This window comes from Vibrio sp. Vb1755 (assembly GCF_033338635.1).
Classification (GTDB): Bacteria; Pseudomonadota; Gammaproteobacteria; order Enterobacterales; family Vibrionaceae; genus Vibrio; species Vibrio alginolyticus.
Genome location: NZ_JAWOTA010000015.1, coordinates 69,759 through 90,270, shown reverse-complemented (window position 1 = coordinate 90,270; position 20,512 = coordinate 69,759). Strand labels below are relative to the sequence as shown.

The window sequence follows — 20,512 nt, the reverse complement described above, 5'->3', positions numbered from 1 at the left end:
TCCTCCTTGATTTATTCCCACATTATCCGCTTATACCAACTGACAGCGGTTTTTGTTCAGTCAAACTTGAAGCGACTTTTTCAAGTTTACACCTGAGCATTGGCTTAGTTTGGTATCGGCCATAAAGATGCCTGACTCGTGTCTTTATTAAGTGTTGCTGCCACATCGCCAGCATCCGACGTCTCTATTTAAATTGGAATTAACAATATTTTAACTATTGGCGGAGATGGGATAATTTACAAATAATTGCTGAAAATTTATTCGGTATAAAAATGAGGGAGAAACAGGACTGCTTTGTGGGGCAGAGCGGTATGAGCCGAAATGGCTGGATAAAAGTCGCTGAAAATAAAAAGCCCCCGCCAGAGGCGAGGGCTTGATTGATTCTTGCTTGGCTTGATTATTTGATGCCAGCGAAATCGCGTAGAAGTGCAGCTTTGTCTGTCGCTTCCCACGGGAATTCTTCACGACCGAAGTGACCGTAAGCCGCTGTCTTCTTGTAGATAGGTTGAAGAAGGTTAAGCATTTCTTGTAGACCGTATGGACGTAGGTCGAAGAATTGACGAACCGCTTCAATGATGATGTCGTGAGATACTTTCTCAGTACCGAACGTTTCCACCATGATAGACGTTGGATCAGCAACACCGATTGCGTAAGAAAGTTGGATCTCACAACGGTCAGCCATGCCAGCCGCTACGATGTTTTTCGCTACGTAACGTGCTGCGTATGCTGCACTACGGTCAACTTTTGATGGATCTTTACCAGAGAACGCACCGCCACCGTGACGAGCAGCGCCGCCGTAAGTATCTACGATGATCTTACGACCTGTTAGACCACAGTCACCCATAGGACCACCGATTACAAAGCGACCAGTTGGGTTGATGAAGAAGTTTGTTTCTTTGTTGATCCACTCAGAAGGTAGCACTGGCTTAATGATCTCTTCCATTACCGCTTCACGCAGGTCTGAAGTTGAGATTGAATCACAGTGTTGAGTTGAAAGAACAACCGCGTCGATACCAACGATGTTACCTTGATCGTATTGGAATGTTACCTGAGATTTTGCATCAGGACGCAACCAAGGTAGTGTGCCGTTTTTACGAACTTCTGCTTGCTTTTGAACAAGACGGTGAGAGTAAGTAATTGGCGCTGGCATTAGTACTTCAGTTTCGTTACAAGCGTAACCAAACATAATGCCTTGGTCGCCTGCACCTTGTTCTTTAGGGTCAGCTTTATCAACACCTTGGTTGATATCTGGCGACTGTTTACCGATTGTGTTTAGTACCGCACAAGAATCTGCGTCAAAGCCCATATCTGAATGTACGTAGCCGATTTCACGAACGGTTTCACGAGTTAACTCTTCGATGTCTACCCATGCTGAAGTCGTGATTTCACCACCCACCATTACCATACCGGTTTTAACGTAAGTCTCACATGCAACACGAGCCTTTGGATCTTGCTCTAGAATCGCGTCAAGAACCGCATCAGAAATCTGGTCTGCAATTTTATCTGGATGACCTTCTGATACTGACTCAGAAGTAAACAGGTGCTTAGCCATGTTAGCTCCACTATATCTGGTTTAAAACTGGGGAATGATAAACTCTCCAGCGCAAATTAATACTAATTTTTGTAGGTGTATCTACATCTAGACGTCTATTCTAAATTTGATTGCTCGAATTACAAGCTCTTTTTTGGTTTTTGTTATAACCAAACGTTTGCCTGATTTATTGATAATTTTAAGAACTTCGAACGATTTGGCGCGAAAGGTGCAATATTTGTGAGGTTTTGGACTGGAAAACGTTTGCACACCCAACAGGGCTTTGAGAGAATTATGACCTACTTTTCGTTTCGCTTAATGTACTCAGGAGCAGACATGTCGTCTCGTAAACATCTTGCCAATGCAATTCGTGCTCTAAGCATGGATGGTGTTCAACAAGCTAACTCAGGCCACCCAGGCGCACCAATGGGTATGGCTGATATCGCTGAAGTTCTTTGGCGCTCTCACCTAAACCATAACCCTTCAAACCCAGAGTGGGCCGACCGCGATCGCTTTGTGCTGTCAAACGGTCATGGGTCAATGCTTATTTACTCTCTACTGCACTTAAGCGGTTACGAGCTATCTATTGACGATCTGAAAAACTTCCGTCAATTGCACTCAAAAACCCCAGGTCACCCAGAGTACGGCTACGCGCCTGGTATCGAGACAACAACGGGTCCTCTAGGTCAAGGCATAACTAACGCTGTTGGTATGGCGATCGCAGAGAAAGCACTAGCGGCACAGTTCAACAAAGAAGGTCACGATATCGTTGACCACTTTACGTATGTGTTCATGGGTGACGGCTGTCTAATGGAAGGCATCTCGCATGAAGCATGCTCTCTTGCTGGGACGTTAGGTCTAGGCAAACTGATCGCGTTCTGGGATGACAACGGCATTTCTATCGACGGTCACGTTGAAGGCTGGTTCTCTGACGATACACCTAAGCGTTTTGAAGCGTACGGCTGGCATGTAATCCCAGCAGTCGATGGTCACGACTCAGACGCGATCAACGCAGCAATTGAAGCAGCAAAAGCGGACCCACGTCCTACGCTTATCTGTACCAAAACAATTATCGGTTTCGGTTCTCCTAACAAGTCTGGTTCGCACGACTGTCACGGTGCACCACTAGGTCACGATGAAATCCAAGCGGCTCGCGAATACCTAGGTTGGGAGTACGGCCCATTTGAGATCCCGGCAGATGTTTACGCTGAGTGGGATGCAAAAGAAGCGGGCGCCGCGAAAGAAGCAGCTTGGAATGAAAAATTCGAAGCATACGCTGCAGCTTACCCTGCTGAAGCGGCAGAGCTTAAACGTCGTCTAAACGGCGAACTTCCTGCACAGTGGGAAGAAAAAGCGAACCAAATCATTGCCGATCTTCAAGCAAACCCAGCGAACATTGCATCACGTAAAGCATCGCAAAATGCACTAGAAGCGTTTGGTCAAATGCTTCCTGAGTTTATGGGTGGTTCTGCTGACCTAGCGCCTTCTAACCTGACCATGTGGTCTGGTTCTAAGTCTCTAGAAACGGAGGACTTCTCTGGCAACTACATCCACTACGGTGTACGCGAATTCGGTATGACTGCTATCATCAACGGTATCGCATTGCACGGTGGTTTCGTTCCTTACGGCGCAACATTCCTAATGTTCATGGAATACGCTCGTAACGCAATGCGTATGGCTGCGCTGATGAAAATTCAGAACATCCAAGTTTACACGCATGATTCGATCGGTCTTGGCGAAGATGGCCCAACTCACCAACCTGTTGAGCAAATGGCGTCTCTACGTGTAACTCCAAACATGAGCACATGGCGCCCATGTGACCAAGTTGAGTCTGCAGTTGCATGGAAACTAGCGATTGAACGTAAAGATGCACCAACTGCACTTATCTTCTCTCGTCAAAACCTAGCGCAACAAGAGCGTACTGCTGAACAAGTCGCAGACATCGCGAAAGGTGCTTACATCCTGAAAGATAGCGAAGGTAAGCCTGAGCTAATCCTTATCGCAACAGGTTCTGAGGTTGAGCTTGCAGTGAAAGCCGCTGAGCAACTAACTTCAGAAGGCAAGAAAGTACGCGTTGTTTCAATGCCATCAACAGATGCATTCGACAAACAAGACGCCGCTTACCGTGAATCTGTACTGCCATCAGACGTAACGGCACGTATCGCTATTGAAGCGGGCATTGCGGATTTCTGGTACAAGTACGTAGGCTTCGACGGTCGCATCATCGGTATGACAACATTCGGTGAATCAGCACCTGCTGGTCAGCTATTCGAGATGTTTGGCTTCACGACTGAAAACGTAGTGAACACAGCTAAAGAATTGCTAGCGTAATTGCAGGACCGTCTAAACAGTCGAACGTAAACGACGATTGTTAAACGCTAAAGTTAGAAAGGCCATCATTATGATGGCCTTTTTATTTTTGTCAGGTTTTCCAACCTTGTGGAATGCTTTGGTGAATGCAGTCTAAAAGTACGGATAAGCGCAGTAGTGGTCGTCCTGCTGGTGTATAGCAGTTAATGGAAATAGGCTCAGAAAGCCAACCTTCTAAGCAAGGCGTGATTCGCCCTGGGTGATGTTTCTCATAGCCGTATGCTGTCCAAGTCGGCAGCAGTCCAATACCATGACCATTCGCGATACTGTCTATTTGCATTGCTATGTTGTCGCTGTATAAGCGACTAACAAAGGGTTCTAAAAAGAACTCACCGTGTTGAGGGTGTGCTAGCATCAATCCATTTTCTTGCACTGAACCAAAATCGATCCATGGATGTGCTTCAAGTTCTTTGGGGTGCGGTATAGGCCCATGTTGTTTTAGATAATTTGGAGAGGCAAAAGGCGTATAGCGAAATACCCCCAGCACTTCTTTTCGCCAGTCTAGCTCTTTACGTTCACCGAGCCAGATGAACAAATCTGGGTCATGATGCGCCTCAGAAAAGTCACTGGTAAGTTGAACTCTAACATCGGGATTATCAGCAAGAAAACGATTGAGTACGCCGCCGAGCCAGCTTCTAACTAAGGCAGTATGACAAACAATATGCAGTGGCCCTGAAACTTGGTTCGTTAAACCTTGCAGTGCATCATAACTCTCTTCGCTTAACTCAAGAATCTGGCGGCTGTAGTGGGCAAAGATTTCTCCAGCTCTTGTCAGAACTAATCGATTACCTTGTCTGGCGGTTAGAGCCTGACCGAAGTCTTCTTCTAATTGTGCCAAGCGACGACTTAGCGTTGATTTTGGCTGATTAAGGGCTTTAGCAGCGGCTGTCAAACTTTTATGCTGATTGAGCGCATCAAAGGCTCTAATTGATGCTAAGTCGTGCATATTTCTTTTACTCCTTACTGCGTTATGTACGAGTTCCATAAATGGAAAGAACCGTTCCATAACTCTCACTATGCATCTCATTCTATTTGTGAATAATTCACTTTCGAAAATAATAATCATTATCAATTATGGAGATGTAGATGTCTACTCTTAGACTGCCAGTTATTACCGCAACTGGTATTTTAGCCTTCGTCAGTGTCCCTCATGTTTTTGCCAATGATGCAGTTTCTAAAATGGAAACAGTGGTTGTAACTGCATCAAGTTATGAGCAATCTCAAGCGGACGCGCCTGCAAGTATTAGTGTGATTTCACGTGAGGAGTTGGACTCCCGTTATTACCGCGATGTGACTGATGCACTAAAAAGTGTGCCAGGTGTTGTCGTGACAGGTGGTGGTGATACCACCGACATTAGTATCCGTGGTATGGGTTCTAAATACACTTTGATACTGGTCGATGGTAAACGTCAAAGTACGCGTGAAACTCGTCCAAATAGTGACGGCCCTGGTATCGAACAAGGTTGGTTACCTCCTCTTCAAGCGATTGAGCGAATCGAAGTTATTCGTGGCCCAATGTCGACGCTTTACGGTTCTGATGCGATTGGTGGTGTGATTAACGTCATCACACGAAAAGATGCGCTAGAGTGGACGGGTAATGTTCAACTGGGCACGGTACTACAAGAGAATAGTCGCTCAGGGGGAGAGCAGAGCGCGAACTTTTTCGTTAATGGTCCGTTGGCTGAAAATTTATCTCTCCAAGTATATGGTCAGTACACAACCAGAGAAGAAGATGACATCGAATACGGTTATGAAGATAAAGATATGCAGAGTATCTCTTCAAAACTGACTTACCAGATTAATGATCGCCACTCGGTGCAATTAGAAGGCGGCACGTCGGCACAAAGTCGTCGTGGTAATGTAGGCCTTTCAGTGCCGACCACTGGGTGTCGTGGTGGGTGTGAAGACTCACTGAATGAATATCGTCGTAATTACGTAACGGTAAGCCACAACGGTGATTGGGATTCGATTGGCATTTCAGATACTTACTTACAGCGAGAAGAGAGCGAGAACAAATCTCGTGAGATGACGATCACCAACACCACGTTCAAATCGAGCTTGGTGACTGGTATCGGAAACCATACGTTGACGACGGGTGTGGACGCCACTCATGCAGAGCTTGAGGATTTCACCTCCAACAAAGCGTCATCGAAGACTGAAACATCGAATACGCAGTGGGCTGTTTTCATTGAAGATGAATGGAGAATCGCTGATCCGTTTAGCGTTACGCTTGGTGGTCGTCTAGATCATGACGAAAACTATGGCGCGCACTTTAGTCCGCGTGTTTACGGTGTATGGCGAGTTGATCCGTCTTGGACGGTGAAAGGCGGTGTGGCAACAGGTTTCCGTTCTCCACAATTACGTGAAATTACTCCTGGCTGGGCGCAAGTCAGTGGTGGCGGTAATATCTACGGTAACCCAGATCTTGACCCTGAAACGTCGCTAAACAAAGAAATCAGCGTCTTGTATCAAGGTGATTCTGGCTTAGATGTTTCTTTGACAGCGTTCCATAACGAATTCAAAGACAAGATCACACGTGTTGTTTGTCCAGACACTATCTGTACTGATGGTCCAAACCAATGGGGCGCAGATCCAACGTACCGTATTAACGTGGATGAAGCCGTCACACAAGGTATTGAAGCGACCTTAGCATCGCCGTTAACGGAAACCATTTACCTTAGCTCGAGCTACACATTTACCGACTCAGAGCAAAAAACAGGTGAATACAAAGGCATGCCGCTGCAGCAGTTACCAAAGCATCTGTTTAATGTGGATGTGACTTGGCAAACGACAACAGATCTAGAGAGCTGGGCGAAAGTCACGTACCGAGGTAAAGAAATGGATCCGGTTACTGGCCCATCAAGAAACAGTATCGTAGAGCCAGCTTATACCTTTGTGGACGCCGGTGTGACATACCAGTTAACCGACAATACTCGTATTAAAGGCGCTATCTATAACTTGCTGGACGAGGAAATCAGTTACGAAGAATACGGATATATTGAAGATGGTCGTCGCTACTGGTTAGGTTTAGACGTCGCATTTTAATTATCTATCGTTGTAATAAGGTCGAGCATAGTCTCGACCTTTTTTAATCCTGCTTTACTGTGATTCAACAGGTGCGTTTGTCAGCCTGATCAGGTAGTATCTGTAACACGAAATTTTTGGTAGGGCGAAGGATAAATGCTAAAGGTTGCGATCAATGGATTTGGACGTATAGGTCGTAATGTTCTGCGAGCGGTGTATGAAAGCGGAAAACACCAGCAGATCAAGGTTGTGGCGGTTAACGAACTAGCACAGCCAGAGGCGATGGCACACCTACTGCAATATGACACCAGTCATGGTCGCTTTGGTAAAAAAATTTCCCATGACCAAGAACATTTGCATGTTCATCATGACAGCGGTGAATATGATTCCATTCGCATTCTCCACCTCTCCGAAATCGAATTACTTCCTTGGCGTGATTTAGAAGTTGATATCGTCTTGGATTGCACTGGCGTATTTGGTTCGCAAGCGGATGGGCAAGCGCATATAGAAGCTGGCGCGAAGAAAGTACTGTTTTCGCACCCGGGCGCAAACGACCTAGATAATACGATTATCTATGGCGTGAACCACGAAACTCTGAAAGACGAGCACCGTGTTGTCTCCAATGGCTCTTGCACCACCAACTGTATCGTTCCCATCATTAAAGTATTAGACGAAGCCTTCGGCATAGAGTCTGGCACCATTACCACAATTCATTCGTCCATGAACGATCAACAAGTAATTGATGCGTATCATAACGACTTACGCCGTACCCGCGCTGCAAGCCAATCTATTATTCCGGTGGACACTAAGTTGCATAAGGGGATTGAAAGAATCTTCCCGAAATTTTCCAACAAATTCGAAGCAATTTCTGTTCGTGTTCCAACGGTTAACGTCACTGCAATGGATTTAAGTGTCACAATTAGTACAAATGTGAAAGTTAATGACGTAAATCAAACCATTGTTAACGCATCTCAGTGTACATTACGTAACATTGTTGACTATACTGAATCGCCACTCGTTTCCATCGACTTTAACCACGACCCCCATAGTGCGATTGTGGATGGAAGCCAGACTAGAGTGAGTAACGGGCAACTCGTAAAAATGCTCGTTTGGTGCGACAACGAATGGGGCTTTGCTAACCGGATGCTGGATACTGCCTTAGCAATGCAAGCTTCTTCGCAAGTGGAACAGTAATGACGAAGAAGTGATGGAGAATTTTTATTTCTAGCCTTGAAATAAATCCATAATATCTCCATATCTATAACCAGTTTGAAGAATTAACAGGCTTGGCAGGGTTGCCGAGTTTTCAAAAACTTTAATTATTAAATATTTGAGAGGACACATCATGTCTGTAATCAAGATGACTGACCTGGATCTTGCAGGTAAACGTGTATTTATCCGTGCTGACCTAAACGTGCCAGTAAAAGACGGTAAAGTAACTTCGGATGCACGTATCATCGCATCTCTTCCAACTATTAAGCACTGCCTAGAAGCAGGCGCTAAAGTAATGGTTACGTCTCACCTAGGTCGCCCAACTGAAGGTGAATACGCTGAAGAGTTCTCTCTACAACCAGTTGTTAATTACCTAAACGACGCACTAGATTGCGAAGTGAAGCTAGCAAAAGACTACCTAGATGGCCTAGAGCTAAATGCGGGTGAACTTGTTGTTCTTGAAAACGTTCGCTTCAACAAAGGCGAAAAGAAAAACGACGAAGAGCTATCTAAGAAATACGCAGCACTATGTGACGTATTCGTAATGGACGCATTCGGTACGGCTCACCGTGCTCAAGCATCTACTCACGGCGTTGGTATGCACGCAGACGTAGCATGTGCTGGTCCTCTACTAGCGAACGAACTAGAAGCGCTAGGCAAAGCAATGGACAAGCCAGCTCGCCCAATGGTTGCTATCGTTGGTGGTTCAAAAGTATCTACTAAGCTAACGGTTCTTGAGTCTCTATCTAAAATCGCTGACCAACTCGTTGTTGGTGGTGGTATTGCTAACACATTCATCGCAGCTGCTGGCCACAACGTTGGTAAGTCTCTATACGAAGCAGACCTAGTTGAAACAGCTAAGAAGCTAATGGACGAGTGTGCAATTCCAGTAGCAACTGACGTTGCATGTGCGAAAGCATTTGACGAGAACGCAGAAGCTGAAATCAAGCACGTTTCTGAAGTACAAGACGACGACATGATCTTCGACCTTGGTCCAGATTCAACTGCTGAACTAGCTGAAATCCTTAAAAACGCTAAGACTATCCTATGGAATGGTCCAGTGGGCGTATTCGAATTCAAGAACTTCGAAGCAGGTACTAAAGGTATCTCTGAAGCTATCGCAGCTTCTGAAGGCTTCTCTGTTGCTGGTGGTGGTGACACGCTAGCGGCTATCGACAAGTTCGGTATCAAAGCGGATGTATCTTACATCTCTACTGGCGGCGGCGCTTTCCTTGAGTTCGTAGAAGGTAAAGTTCTTCCAGCAGTAGAAATGCTAGAAGCACGCGCTAAGTAATTAAAGCAAAGCGGGGGAGTGATTCTCCCGCTTTCTTGTTTGCTGCAACGTGTGAGGAACTCTGCTAGAATAGCCTCAGTTGTGAGCAAACGTTTGCAAGATTTTCAACTTAACAAGTTTTGTTTAAAAACGACAGATAAATAGGATTACATCCATGTCTAAGATCTTCGACTTCGTAAAACCAGGTGTTATCTCTGGCGATGACGTTCAGAAAGTATTTGAAGTTGCAAAAGAAAACAGCTTTGCACTTCCAGCAGTAAACTGTGTGGGTACTGACTCTGTAAACGCAGTACTTGAAGCAGCTGCAAAAGTTAAAGCTCCAGTTATCGTTCAGTTCTCTAACGGTGGCGCTGCTTTCTTTGCTGGTAAAGGTCTAAAACTTGAAGGTCAAGAAGCTCAAATCCTAGGTGCTGTTGCTGGTGCGAAATACGTTCACGCTGTAGCTGAAGCTTACGGTGTTCCAGTAATCCTACACACTGACCACGCAGCTAAGAAACTACTTCCTTGGATCGACGGTCTACTAGACGCTGGTGAAGAGTACTTCGCGCAAACTGGTAAGCCACTATTCTCTTCTCACATGATCGACCTTTCTGAAGAGTCTCTAGAAGAGAACATCGAAATTTCTGCTAAGTACCTAGAGCGCATGGCTAAAATGAACATGACTCTAGAAATCGAACTAGGTTGTACTGGTGGTGAAGAAGACGGCGTTGACAACTCTGATATGGATGCGTCTGAGCTATACACTTCTCCAGAAGACGTTGCATACGCATACGAGAAACTAAGCGCAATCAGCCACCGTTTCACTATCGCAGCATCTTTCGGTAACGTACACGGCGTATACAAGCCAGGTAACGTTGTACTAACTCCAACTATCCTACGTGATTCTCAAGCGCACGTTTCTGAGAAATTCGGTCTTCCAGCGAACTCTCTAAACTTCGTATTCCACGGCGGTTCAGGTTCTTCTCTAGAAGAAATCCGTGAATCTATCGGCTACGGTGTAATCAAAATGAACATCGATACTGATACACAGTGGGCTACTTGGGATGGTATCCGTAAGTTCGAAGCTGAAAACCACGATTACCTACAAGGTCAGATCGGTAACCCAACGGGTGAAGATGCACCAAACAAGAAGTACTACGATCCACGCGTATGGCTACGTGCAGGCCAAGCTTCAATGGTTACTCGTCTAGAGCAAGCATTTGCTGACCTTAACGCAGTTGACGTACTATAATCGTTACTGATTAAGTTACTTAAAAACCCGCTCTCTGAGCGGGTTTTTTTATGTCTATCACTTTCTTCCCCGCTGCTTTCTCCCGATATTTTTATGCGTTAGGTTGTATTTGCTAGTGAGATATCTCACCTTTAACGTTTTTTTAAAGAAAACATGGGAATATCAGTCTTAAGAGTGGCGAAATCAGAGTGCATTGCGTAACCTGTAACAAGTCAGTGTCAGAAAGCTCTGATAAAGTCTTGTTTTGCATATCTTTGCGAAACTCTGACTTTGAAAAAAGTCAGAGTTGGGATATTGTGCCAAAAATCTGACACTGTTCAGTGGAGCAATAGGGATGTTGTTTTAGAAAAGAGCCTTTAAAAAACAAGGTTCATAAATTAACGGCAATTGGATTTATATCTCTTTATTTTTGAGGATAAGAATTATGGCAGGTGAATCGGTGGGTATCGATACCACTTTAACGGATGGTCTAACTCAGGCTGAAACTTGGCTGACAAACAATTCAGATCTACTGGTTCAGTACGGTGTGAACATTATCTCTGCGCTGCTTATTCTGTTTATCGGTAATCTTATCGTTAAGGCAGTCGCTGGTAGTGTTTCTAAAGTACTAGAAAAGAAAAACATGGATAAGGCCGTCGTTGAATTTATTCACGGTCTTGTTCGTTACTTGCTATTTGTAATCGTGCTAATCGCGGCTCTTGGTCGATTAGGAGTTCAAACCGCTTCTGTTGTTGCTGTGATTGGTGCGGCAGGTCTTGCTGTTGGTCTTGCACTACAAGGTTCACTATCAAACTTTGCAGCAGGCGTACTTATTGTTGCGTTCCGTCCATTCAAATCAGGCGACTACGTAGAAATCGGTGGTGTAGCGGGTAGTGTTGAAGCAATTCAAATCTTCCAAACAGTTCTAAAAACACCAGACAACAAAATGGTTGTTGTGCCTAACTCTTCAGTTATCGGCGGTGCCATTACTAACTACTCTCGCCATGCGACACGACGTGTCGACCTAGTGATTGGTGTTTCATACAAAGCAGACCTTAAACTAACCAAGAAAGTGATTCGTGAGACGCTAGAGAAAGATCCACGTATCTTGAAAGACCCAGATATCACAATTGGTGTACTTACGTTAGCAGACTCTTCAGTTAACTTTGTGGTTCGTCCATGGGTGAAAACTGCAGATTACTGGGGCGTATACTTTGATGCAATGCAAGGTATTAAAGAAGCATTGGATGAAAATGGTATCGAGATTCCATTCCCACAAATGGATGTTCACCTGAACAAAGTCGACGCTTAATCAAAAGCAGTCGATATTCAAAAGCGAGGCCAATAGGCCTCGCTTTTTTATATTTCGTAAAGGGTGTGATGACCAGCAAGTAAGAGGCGTTTTAGATGTTTACCTGCAAATCCAAATGTGAACTCAGGTAAGCCAGGCGTATAGAGCAACTCTTGATGTTGATAGAGATTGGTATCAACAATGATATTGATGTATTCCGGTAAGCCTATTGGGCAAACCGCGCCGGGTACGCAACCTAACACTTCGACCATTTCATCGTCATTACAAATAGAGGGACGTTTACCTGTAATCGCTTTAATCTGCTTGGCATCGAGGCGCGAGTCCTTATCTGTCAGATAAACCGCGTAACCTTGTCCTTTGAGTGTTAAAAAGAGGCTTTTGGTATGCGTACCCGTCCAACCAAGCTCTCTCGCAATACGTATATCTGTCTCAAAGTCTAAGATGGCTTCGTGCTGCCATTCCCGAAAAGGAATAGAGAGCGCGTTGAATCGCTCTCTATTGTTGTTATAAATACGTTTTAGTGACTCCATGCCTTTGCTGCCTTACTACCTTATGATTACCAATACTTATCAATAAGCTCACTCGCTAAGATATACGCTATTGTGAACATCATCATTGCGATTGCAATGTCGATGGTTTTTTTCACTTTTGGTTTAGAGAGTGTTGGACCTAGTTTGGCGGCTCCTATCGATAAAGTGTAGAACCAAACAAAGGAAGCCATAATCGTACCTAGTGCAAAAGCAATGCGATCATGGCCTTCAAATTGTCCACCGATCGAACCTAGAATAACGACTGTATCTAAATATAAGTGCGGATTAAGCACAGTAACGGCTAACGCACCTAGAATAACCGTTCGACGACCTCGAGCTACGATCTCCCCTTTTGATTCCGATTCACTCTCTGGCTTAAAAGCACTTTTTAGTGAGAGCAGTCCATAGAAGCTCAAGAAAGCAATACCACCAAGTGTCACCGACGTCAGTAAGATTTCATTTTTAGACAGAATTGCACCACCACCAAAAATACCTAGAGAGATGAAAATCATATCTAGCACGCTACAAATAGTGGCGGTTGTTAGGTGGTGGTTACGCTTTATGCCTTGATTCAAAACATACGCATTTTGCGCGCCGATCGGAATGATCATTGATGCTCCTAAACCAAAACCTTGCAATAGAACCCACAAGCTCACACTTCACCTCACTTCAAAATAACAAATACATTTACAGAAAAGGGAAAGATAAAGCGTTTATCTAAATAAGTATAATTAATGATTTTAATCTTACATTAGATAGACTAATTTAACGGGAGGCGTTTGATCAAGAGTGAGAGGAAAGGTATGCGAGGGTTAGATTACAAATGGATTGAGGCATTAGACGCTATAGTTTATCAGGGTAGCTTTGAGCGTGCTGCCGAGCATTTATTTGTTTCTCAATCCGCCATTTCTCAACGTATCAAGCAGTTAGAGAAGTTTCTCGCGCAGCCTGTTTTAATTCGAAGCCAGCCACCTAAGCCAACGCCAATTGGTAAAAAATTGTTGGGTCTTTATCGGCGAGTACGCTTGCTAGAGCATGAAATTCTCCCCGAACTAAAAAATGATACCAGTACGCGACCTGTGCAACTCTCTTTAGCGACTAATGCAGATAGCCTTGCAACATGGCTACTGCCAGCGCTGAAAAATGTTATGAAGCAGCGTCAAGTTGAACTAAAACTGACTATCTATGGTGAATACCGCTCTATTGAAAAACTCAAAAGTGGCGAAGTGACAGGAGCGATCAGCTTGGAGTCCCAGCCAATCCCCGGATGCAGAGCAGACTATTTAGGTCGCATCGATTATGTTTGTGTCGCGAGCCCAGAGTTCTATCAGCGTTATTTTTCTAAAGGCGTAAATAATCAGACATTGGCAAAAGCACCGGCCGTTTCATATGACCAATATGATGATCTACATAAAACATTTCTTACCGAGCATTTTAACGTCAATCCTGACAGCGTTATTCATCACAACATCAGTAGTTCTGAAGCGTTTCTAAAAGTGGCGTTAGCTGGTGTTGCTTATTGCTTGATCCCCCGCTTGCAAATTACCGACGAATTAGACAGAGGTGTGTTGGTTGATGTGACTCCAGGTTTTTTAATGTCCCATCGGATTTATTGGCACCACTGGCAGTTAGAAACTGGGGTATTACAAGAAATCTCACACGCGATAGTCGGGTATGCGCAGGAGCATCTACCTCAATAAGTTTGTCAGAGCTGCATATCGTTAACTTAAGTGTGTTTTGTTTAAAAATTACGCCAATGTTACATAGTCAAAGTTGTGTTAGAAGTCACTATGGGTGCTTGGATAATCGGCGGAAGTTTCTATTATGAAACCACACGCTTTCTCAGCCATGATAGTGATGTTGGAATCTGAGATTAAGTACTTAATTTTGTATGGATGGATTTATTGAATGAAATTGTATTCATTTTTGCTGGCTTCAGCACTCAGCCTTACCAGTGCTTCAGTTTTGGCGAATACGCCAGAGTTTGCTCATGTTACGACAACGGGGTATGGCGAAGTGACGGCCACACCTGATATGGCTACGTTTTCTGTAAAAGTAGTCGATACGACAATGACGGCCGAACAAGCGAAATTGTCCGTAGATAAAACCGTTGAAGAGTTTCTAAAAAGCTTATCGGATGCCGGCTTGTCAAAAGACAATATTACTAGCTCGAATTTATACCTTGCTCCTCAGTACCATTACCCTAAATCAGGGAAAGCAGAACTTGTTGGGTATCGAGCATCTCGCAGTATTGATGTCACGGTGACGGATCTGAAAAACCTTAACCAATACCTAGATATGGCGTTAGAAGCGGGAATTAATCAGGTTGATAATATTCAACTTAAGGTAAGCAACCAAGCCGAGTATCAGCAAAAGGCACGAATGGCTGCGATTAAGGACGCAAGAGAAAAAGCAGGGTCATTAGCGACTGGTTTTGAGAAAAAGTTGGGCGATGTATGGCAGATCAATTACAGACAGATGCACGTTCAGCCTGTGTTAATGCGTTCAATGGCGATGGATAGTAAAGAAGGAGCGAATAGCTACCAAGATTCAACTATGATCATTCGCGATCAAGTCGATGTCATTTATAAGCTAAAGTAAGGCTTAGCAAACAGTAAAAAGCAAAAGGCAGGGAGTCATAACCCCTGCCTTTGTCGTTTCTGTTTCACTGTTTAGTGCAGGATACGAGCACGGATTGTGCCTTCAATGTTTTTGAGCTTTGTTAGAGCTTCTTCTGAGCGTTCAGTTTCAACGTCGATCACTACGTAGCCTATTTCAGCGGCTGTTTGTAGGTACTGCGCGGCAATGTTAATGCCTTCTTCAGCAAAGATGGTGTTGATCTGAGTTAGGATACCAGGACGGTTCTTGTGGATATGAAGCAGACGAGAACACTCACCACTGTGTTCTGGTAATGACACTTCAGGGAAGTTTACGCTTGAAAGTGTCGAGCCATTATCAGAGTACTTAGCCAGTTTACCCGCCACTTCTAAGCCGATATTCTCTTGCGCTTCTTGCGTTGAACCACCAACGTGTGGAGTGAGGATGACGTTATCGAATTTTTGTAAAGGAGACTCGAACGGGTCAGCATTCGTTTTTGGTTCAGTTGGGAATACATCAATTGCAGCGCCGGCAAGGTGACCAGCTTCTAAGCTATGGCAAAGTGCAGGAATATCCACAACGGTGCCACGTGCCGCGTTGATAAAGATGGAACCTGGTTTCATTCGAGCAAATTCAGCTTCACCCATCATGTTTTTCGTTTCCGGTGTTTCGGGAACGTGCAAAGAAATCACATCACATTTGTTCAATAGTTCACTCATGGTATGTACTTGCGTCGCATTACCAAGGGACAGTTTGTTCTCAATATCGTAGTAGTAAACGCGCATACCTAAGTTTTCGGCAATAATACCAAGCTGCGTACCAATGTGACCGTATCCGATAATGCCAAGGCACTTACCACGAGCTTCGTAAGAGTTGTCTGCACTTTTCTTCCAAATACCGCGATGTGCAAGTGCATTCTTTTCAGGAATACCACGCACTAGTAAAAGGATTTGCCCAAGTACAAGCTCTGCCACGCTTCGAGTGTTAGAGAATGGTGCATTAAAGACAGGAATACCGCGTTTTGCTGCTGCATCTAGGTTTACTTGGTTAGTACCAATACAAAAACAGCCAATTGCAACCAGCTTGTTCGCCGCATTGATTACCTCTTCGGATAGGTTCGTACGGGAGCGGATACCAATGAAGTGCACGTCTTTTACCGCTTCAATTAGTTCTTCTTCCGGAAGGGAACCTTTATGGTATTCAATGTTGGTATAACCAGCTGCTTGAAGAACTTCAACTGAAGAAGGGTGGAGTCCCTCTAACAAGAGGATCTTAATCTTTTCTTTTTCCAGTGAAACTTTGGCCATTTTTTCTCGTCCTTAAAATGGAAAGGTGGGCTAATGTGGCGCACATTGGGCAAAACTATTAAAAAGGGGATAATTAACAGTTTTGTAGGAAGACAAACGTTTCCCTGTGCGTCTTCTGTTCAATAAAGTAACAAAAAAAAATTGCTTTGGGTAAGAAAATTACGGAATAAGAGATAATTTTCTTATAGAAAGGAATAAAAAACGGTGCCTTGCAGCACCGTATGTAATGAAATAACAGAAAAGTGAACCAGATAGGTTCATTTTGGGCTGTTATTTATTCTTCAATTTTTGCACCTTCTGGTGTGCCAGTGATCACTACGTCAGCACCACGATGAGCGAAAAGACCCACAGTCACCACACCAGCGATGCCGTTTATTTTGTCTTCCATTTCTTTCGGGTTGGTAATTTGCATATTGTGCACATCCAGAATCACGTTGCCGTTGTCAGTCACAACGCCTTCACGGTAAGCTGGATCACCACCTAGTTTTACCAATTCACGAGCCACGTAAGAGCGTGCCATTGGGATTACTTCAACAGGCAATGGGAACTGGCCAAGTACGTCAACTGCTTTAGTGCCGTCAACGATACATACGAACTTATCAGAGATTGCTGCGACAATTTTCTCACGAGTCAGAGCCGCGCCGCCGCCTTTGATCATTTCACGTGCTGGGTTGATCTCATCTGCGCCATCAACATACACATCCAGCTTCATTACATCGTTACACTCGTATACTTCAATACCAAGCTCTTTAAGGCGCTCAGTTGAAGCGACAGAGCTAGACACTGCACCTTTAATATCATCTTTGATAGTGCCTAGTGCATCGATGAAGTGATTCACGGTAGAGCCAGTACCAACACCGACAATGCTGCCTTTCTCAACATATTTTAGTGCTGCCCAACCAGCCGCTTTTTTCATTTCATCTTGAGTCATGCCAATCTCCTGAATAGATGTTCGTTAACGTTTGCGGGCGTGATTATAGCGGCTTACTTGTCACTTTCCCATTGCCATATTTGGCTTGGGGTCACGATCTTAGGTAATGGAATATCCCAGCTTTCAATTGGTAAGCGTTCTACATGTTGGCAGTCATGAGCGATACCGACAGGTTTAGCACCCTCTCCAGTTATAAACCAACGTGACAGAGTACGATCGTAGTACCCTCCGCCCATGCCTAAGCGGTGTCCGATACTGTCGAACCCAACTAAAGGCGTGCAGATTAAATCAAGCTGGCGAACGGGTTTGAGGTGTCTGATATCGAGCTTGGGCTCTAAGATGCCGTACTTGTTGTAGACGAGCTGTTCATCACTTATATACTGAAGAAACAGTAACTGACCTTTAGAAAAGGGATGGATGACGGGCAGATAAACCGATTTTCCCTGTTGCCATAACCATTCAATGAGCGGTTTAGTATCAAGCTCACCGTCTGCAGAAAGGTAGATGGCAATATGTTGCGCCTGATCGATTTCAGGAAGTTGGGAAAATTGAGTAATAAGGTCGATTCCCGCTTGGTATTGCGTATCACTGCACAGAGCGTTGCGCTTTTCACGAATCAGTTTGCGGAAGTCTTGTCGAGAGAGGTCTGACATAGAGAGAATACCCCAGGGTGCCGTTGAGGATTGTGGCCCTTGAACCAGCTGGTTCAAGGCGGATCAGCAATGACAACCGTAGGCTTCTCGGTGCATGCCGAGCTTGCTCAATAGTTACCAAATACTAACCCTTAGGTATTGCTTATCGGCTCAGGGACTTAAATCCTGCTGACGCACACCCCAGGGTAAATTTTGTATTTACTGCTGTCCTTGCGTAACTTTGCTTAGTGCGTTCTCTAAAGACGCGGTGAGCTTTTCCATTCGCTCAGTAATTTCTTGCTGTTGACCATTGGATTCGTATGACTTGGTGTGCAACTCATAGCAAATATTCAATGCAGCAAAGGTCAGCAGTTGGATTTCATTGGTTACCTTAGTACGTTCGCTCATTTCTTTCAATCGGCGATCCAGATCTTTTGCCGCTGCAACAAGAGACTCTTCTTGTCCTGTCGGACAATTCACTCGTGTAAGTTTGCCTAATATTTCAACGTCGATCGCTTGATTGCTCATGATGAATAAACTCTATATTCGCGCTATCTAAGGTGTTGCTTCATACAACTACCGAGGAGCAAACTATAGGAAAACCGCTATTAAGATTCAAGCATTTCCCATCACAGAAAGAGAAATGATGACGAGATCACACAGGAATTGGGCAAATTGAACAAATGCTGTCCAAAATTGAATTTGATAGCCGTTTCAGACCACTAACCTTGATGGTAGGATATACCAATACATTATTACGTAAGAATGAGCCAAGTTATGAGTGAAATCACCCTTCCTGAATACCAATCTATTGCTGCTGAACTGCAATCGGCAAGCCTAGCAGTGACACCGGCGGAGTTACATGGCTTATTTGTTGGCATGTTAAGTGGTGGATTGGCGATCAATGATCAAACTTGGCAGCCGATTCTTTTTGACTACACCAATGATGGGATGGGGTGGCCCTCGACAGCACTCACTTTTGCTCAGAGCATATTCAACGTTACTGTTAATGAGCTTACTGGCACGTCAATGGAGCTGTCTTTACTATTGCCAGATGAGCCGGGCGAAGAAGGCTTATTCGCATTAGCTGACAGTGTGTCCGACTTTGTAAACCACTTTATTTCTGGGTTAGGTCTAGCAGGCGTTGCGCTTAATAAAGCATCTGATGACGCTAAAGAAGCACTGGCTGACCTAGAAGAGATTGCCAAATTAGGCATCGATGAAGATGACGATCTTGGTGAACAAGCGCAATTGCTAGAGCAAGTGATTGAGCACATCAAAGCTTGCGTACTAACGATTCATGCTGAATTTGGTGTTCGTCCTGAAAGCAGCGACAAAAAACCTACTATTCACTAATCGTAGACCGTCCAGAGGTTAGTATGAAGCAATATGATGTAGTCATTGCTGGTGGTGCCATGGCTGGTGCAACGTTAGCATTGGCGATTGACCATTTGTCTCAGGGAAAGCTCCGCATTGCCGTCGTTGAGCCTTTTAAAGCACAATCAGATATGCACCCTGGTTTTGACTCTCGCTCAATCGCATTGTCTTACGGTACTGTCAATCTGTTGCGTCAACTACAGCTCTGGACGTCAGTAGAACCGTTTGTCACACCCATTGAACATATCCACGTTTCTGACCGTTCTCATGCTGGGATGACGGAGATTACCAAGCAAGAGGTTGGGGTTGAAGCTCTAGGGTATGTTGTAGAATTAGCCGATGTTGGGCGTGTATATCAAGAATTATTAGACAGCAGCGAATCAATTACGCTGTTTTGTCCTGACTCCGTTACCGATATCGAGCGCGAGCAAAACTGTACCCATGTGACGTTGAAAAGTGGTGAGCAACTTGAAGCAAAACTGCTGGTGGCTGCAGATGGTGCTGTTTCGACCTGTTGTCAGAAAATTGGTCTAGAACTTTCTGAGCAAGATTTTGAACAAGTGGCTGTCATTGCCAATATTGTGACTCAAGAACCTCATCAAGGTAGAGCCTTTGAACGTTTTACTGAAAATGGCCCTGTTGCTTTATTGCCAATGAGTGACAATCGAATGTCCTTAGTTTGGTGTTTGCACCCTGAAGAAGCCCAAGCCGTTCTTGAGTTATCTGATCAAGCATTTCTCCAGCATTTACAGAACGATTTTGGTTGGCGTTTAGGCGCGATGAAAAAAGTGGGGCGTCGTGCAAGTTACCCATTGCTTCTTCGCCATCGAAAGCAAAATATTTCACATCGCTTTGCGATTGTTGGAAATGCGGCGCAAACGCTGCACCCGATAGCTGGACAAGGCTTTAATCTCGGTATTCGCGATGTAGTCTCACTAGCAGAAGAAATTGTGCACCAAAGTGAGGATGTGGGTCTTTATCAAGGCCTGATGCGCTTTAGTCAACGTAGAGAAGCAGATCGAAGCGAAACTATTTGGCTAACCAGTGCCTTGGTGCATGTTTTTTCAAATGATTTACCCGCGATGCGAATTGGCCGAAATACTGCCTTAGCAGCGATGGATAACCTTTCTATTTTTAAGCAGCCGCTACTACGCCATACACTTGGCTTGGTAAAACGATGAACG

Annotated in this window: 18 protein-coding genes and 1 other RNA gene; 10 read left to right on the top strand and 9 right to left on the bottom strand. The window is 44.6% G+C overall.

Going from position 1 to position 20,512, the window contains the following annotated elements:
• Positions 1-397 precede the first annotated feature (397 nt).
• Positions 398-1,552 (bottom strand): methionine adenosyltransferase, encoded by a 1,155-nt coding sequence (gene metK / locus R7E00_RS14445; RefSeq protein ID WP_005381027.1) that lies wholly within the window; start codon positions 1,550-1,552, stop codon positions 398-400.
• A 315-nt stretch (positions 1,553-1,867) separates the two neighbouring features.
• On the opposite strand from metK, the gene tkt reads away from it, so the two are divergent.
• Positions 1,868-3,862, top strand: coding sequence for a transketolase (tkt, locus tag R7E00_RS14440; protein WP_005381028.1), 1,995 nt, complete (start codon positions 1,868-1,870; stop codon positions 3,860-3,862).
• A gap of 91 nt (positions 3,863-3,953) precedes the next feature.
• Here the strand turns inward: tkt and R7E00_RS14435 are convergent, their stop codons facing one another.
• A complete protein-coding gene (locus R7E00_RS14435; RefSeq protein ID WP_318124438.1) occupies positions 3,954-4,847 on the bottom strand; it encodes a LysR family transcriptional regulator in 894 nt (297 codons plus the stop codon).
• Between the two features lie 140 nt (positions 4,848-4,987).
• On the opposite strand from R7E00_RS14435, the gene R7E00_RS14430 reads away from it, so the two are divergent.
• The 5 genes from R7E00_RS14430 to mscS all read left to right on the top strand — a co-directional run bounded on the left by R7E00_RS14430 (position 4,988) and on the right by mscS (position 11,953).
• Positions 4,988-6,946, top strand: coding sequence for a ligand-gated channel protein (locus tag R7E00_RS14430; protein ID WP_054575406.1), 1,959 nt, complete (start codon positions 4,988-4,990; stop codon positions 6,944-6,946).
• Positions 6,947-7,081: 135 nt separating this feature from the next.
• Entirely contained in the window at positions 7,082-8,119 is a 1,038-nt protein-coding gene (epd, locus tag R7E00_RS14425; RefSeq protein ID WP_005384545.1) for an erythrose-4-phosphate dehydrogenase, read from the top strand.
• 151 nt (positions 8,120-8,270) lie between these two features.
• Positions 8,271-9,431 carry a phosphoglycerate kinase gene (locus R7E00_RS14420; protein WP_005384547.1) on the top strand — a complete coding sequence of 387 codons (1,161 nt, stop codon included), beginning with the start codon at positions 8,271-8,273 and terminating at the stop codon, positions 9,429-9,431.
• 154 nt (positions 9,432-9,585) lie between these two features.
• Positions 9,586-10,662, top strand: a complete 1,077-nt coding sequence (gene fbaA / locus R7E00_RS14415) for a class II fructose-bisphosphate aldolase (RefSeq protein WP_005380996.1) — start codon at positions 9,586-9,588, stop codon at positions 10,660-10,662.
• A gap of 424 nt (positions 10,663-11,086) precedes the next feature.
• The gene (gene mscS, locus R7E00_RS14410; protein WP_005380995.1) at positions 11,087-11,953 is read left to right on the top strand and encodes a small-conductance mechanosensitive channel MscS; all 867 of its coding nucleotides are present in this window, start codon (positions 11,087-11,089) and stop codon (positions 11,951-11,953) included.
• A 47-nt stretch (positions 11,954-12,000) separates the two neighbouring features.
• Here mscS and R7E00_RS14405 read toward each other — a convergent pair whose 3' ends face one another.
• Both R7E00_RS14405 and R7E00_RS14400 read right to left on the bottom strand, forming a co-directional pair.
• Positions 12,001-12,483, bottom strand: a complete 483-nt coding sequence (locus R7E00_RS14405; protein WP_258481685.1) for a YbaK/EbsC family protein — start codon at positions 12,481-12,483, stop codon at positions 12,001-12,003.
• A 26-nt stretch (positions 12,484-12,509) separates the two neighbouring features.
• The gene (locus R7E00_RS14400; protein WP_213907433.1) at positions 12,510-13,139 is read right to left on the bottom strand and encodes a LysE/ArgO family amino acid transporter; all 630 of its coding nucleotides are present in this window, start codon (positions 13,137-13,139) and stop codon (positions 12,510-12,512) included.
• Between the two features lie 147 nt (positions 13,140-13,286).
• On the opposite strand from R7E00_RS14400, the gene R7E00_RS14395 reads away from it, so the two are divergent.
• Positions 13,287-14,183, top strand: coding sequence for a LysR family transcriptional regulator ArgP (locus tag R7E00_RS14395; protein WP_132936935.1), 897 nt, complete (start codon positions 13,287-13,289; stop codon positions 14,181-14,183).
• A 208-nt stretch (positions 14,184-14,391) separates the two neighbouring features.
• On the top strand, positions 14,392-15,084 hold the full coding sequence (locus R7E00_RS14390) for an oxidative stress defense protein (protein WP_005384550.1): 693 nt from the start codon (positions 14,392-14,394) through the stop codon (positions 15,082-15,084).
• A 71-nt stretch (positions 15,085-15,155) separates the two neighbouring features.
• Here R7E00_RS14390 and serA read toward each other — a convergent pair whose 3' ends face one another.
• From serA to R7E00_RS14365, 5 genes are all read right to left on the bottom strand, one after another.
• On the bottom strand, positions 15,156-16,388 hold the full coding sequence (serA, locus tag R7E00_RS14385) for a phosphoglycerate dehydrogenase (protein ID WP_005384551.1): 1,233 nt from the start codon (positions 16,386-16,388) through the stop codon (positions 15,156-15,158).
• 274 nt (positions 16,389-16,662) lie between these two features.
• The gene (gene rpiA, locus R7E00_RS14380; RefSeq protein WP_005380982.1) at positions 16,663-17,319 is read right to left on the bottom strand and encodes a ribose-5-phosphate isomerase RpiA; all 657 of its coding nucleotides are present in this window, start codon (positions 17,317-17,319) and stop codon (positions 16,663-16,665) included.
• Positions 17,320-17,372: 53 nt separating this feature from the next.
• Positions 17,373-17,972, bottom strand: coding sequence for a 5-formyltetrahydrofolate cyclo-ligase (locus R7E00_RS14375; protein WP_005384552.1), 600 nt, complete (start codon positions 17,970-17,972; stop codon positions 17,373-17,375).
• Between the two features lie 5 nt (positions 17,973-17,977).
• Positions 17,978-18,162, bottom strand: a non-coding RNA gene (ssrS, locus tag R7E00_RS14370) — 6S RNA.
• An 8-nt stretch (positions 18,163-18,170) separates the two neighbouring features.
• The gene (locus R7E00_RS14365) at positions 18,171-18,479 is read right to left on the bottom strand and encodes a cell division protein ZapA (protein WP_005384553.1); all 309 of its coding nucleotides are present in this window, start codon (positions 18,477-18,479) and stop codon (positions 18,171-18,173) included.
• 249 nt (positions 18,480-18,728) lie between these two features.
• Here R7E00_RS14365 and R7E00_RS14360 point away from each other — a divergent pair, with 249 nt between their 5' ends.
• Together R7E00_RS14360 and ubiH are read left to right on the top strand one after the other, a co-directional pair.
• A complete protein-coding gene (locus tag R7E00_RS14360) occupies positions 18,729-19,307 on the top strand; it encodes a YecA family protein (protein ID WP_005380976.1) in 579 nt (192 codons plus the stop codon).
• Positions 19,308-19,330: 23 nt separating this feature from the next.
• A complete protein-coding gene (gene ubiH, locus R7E00_RS14355) occupies positions 19,331-20,509 on the top strand; it encodes a 2-octaprenyl-6-methoxyphenyl hydroxylase (protein WP_017633555.1) in 1,179 nt (392 codons plus the stop codon).
• Positions 20,510-20,512: the final 3 nt, after the last annotated feature.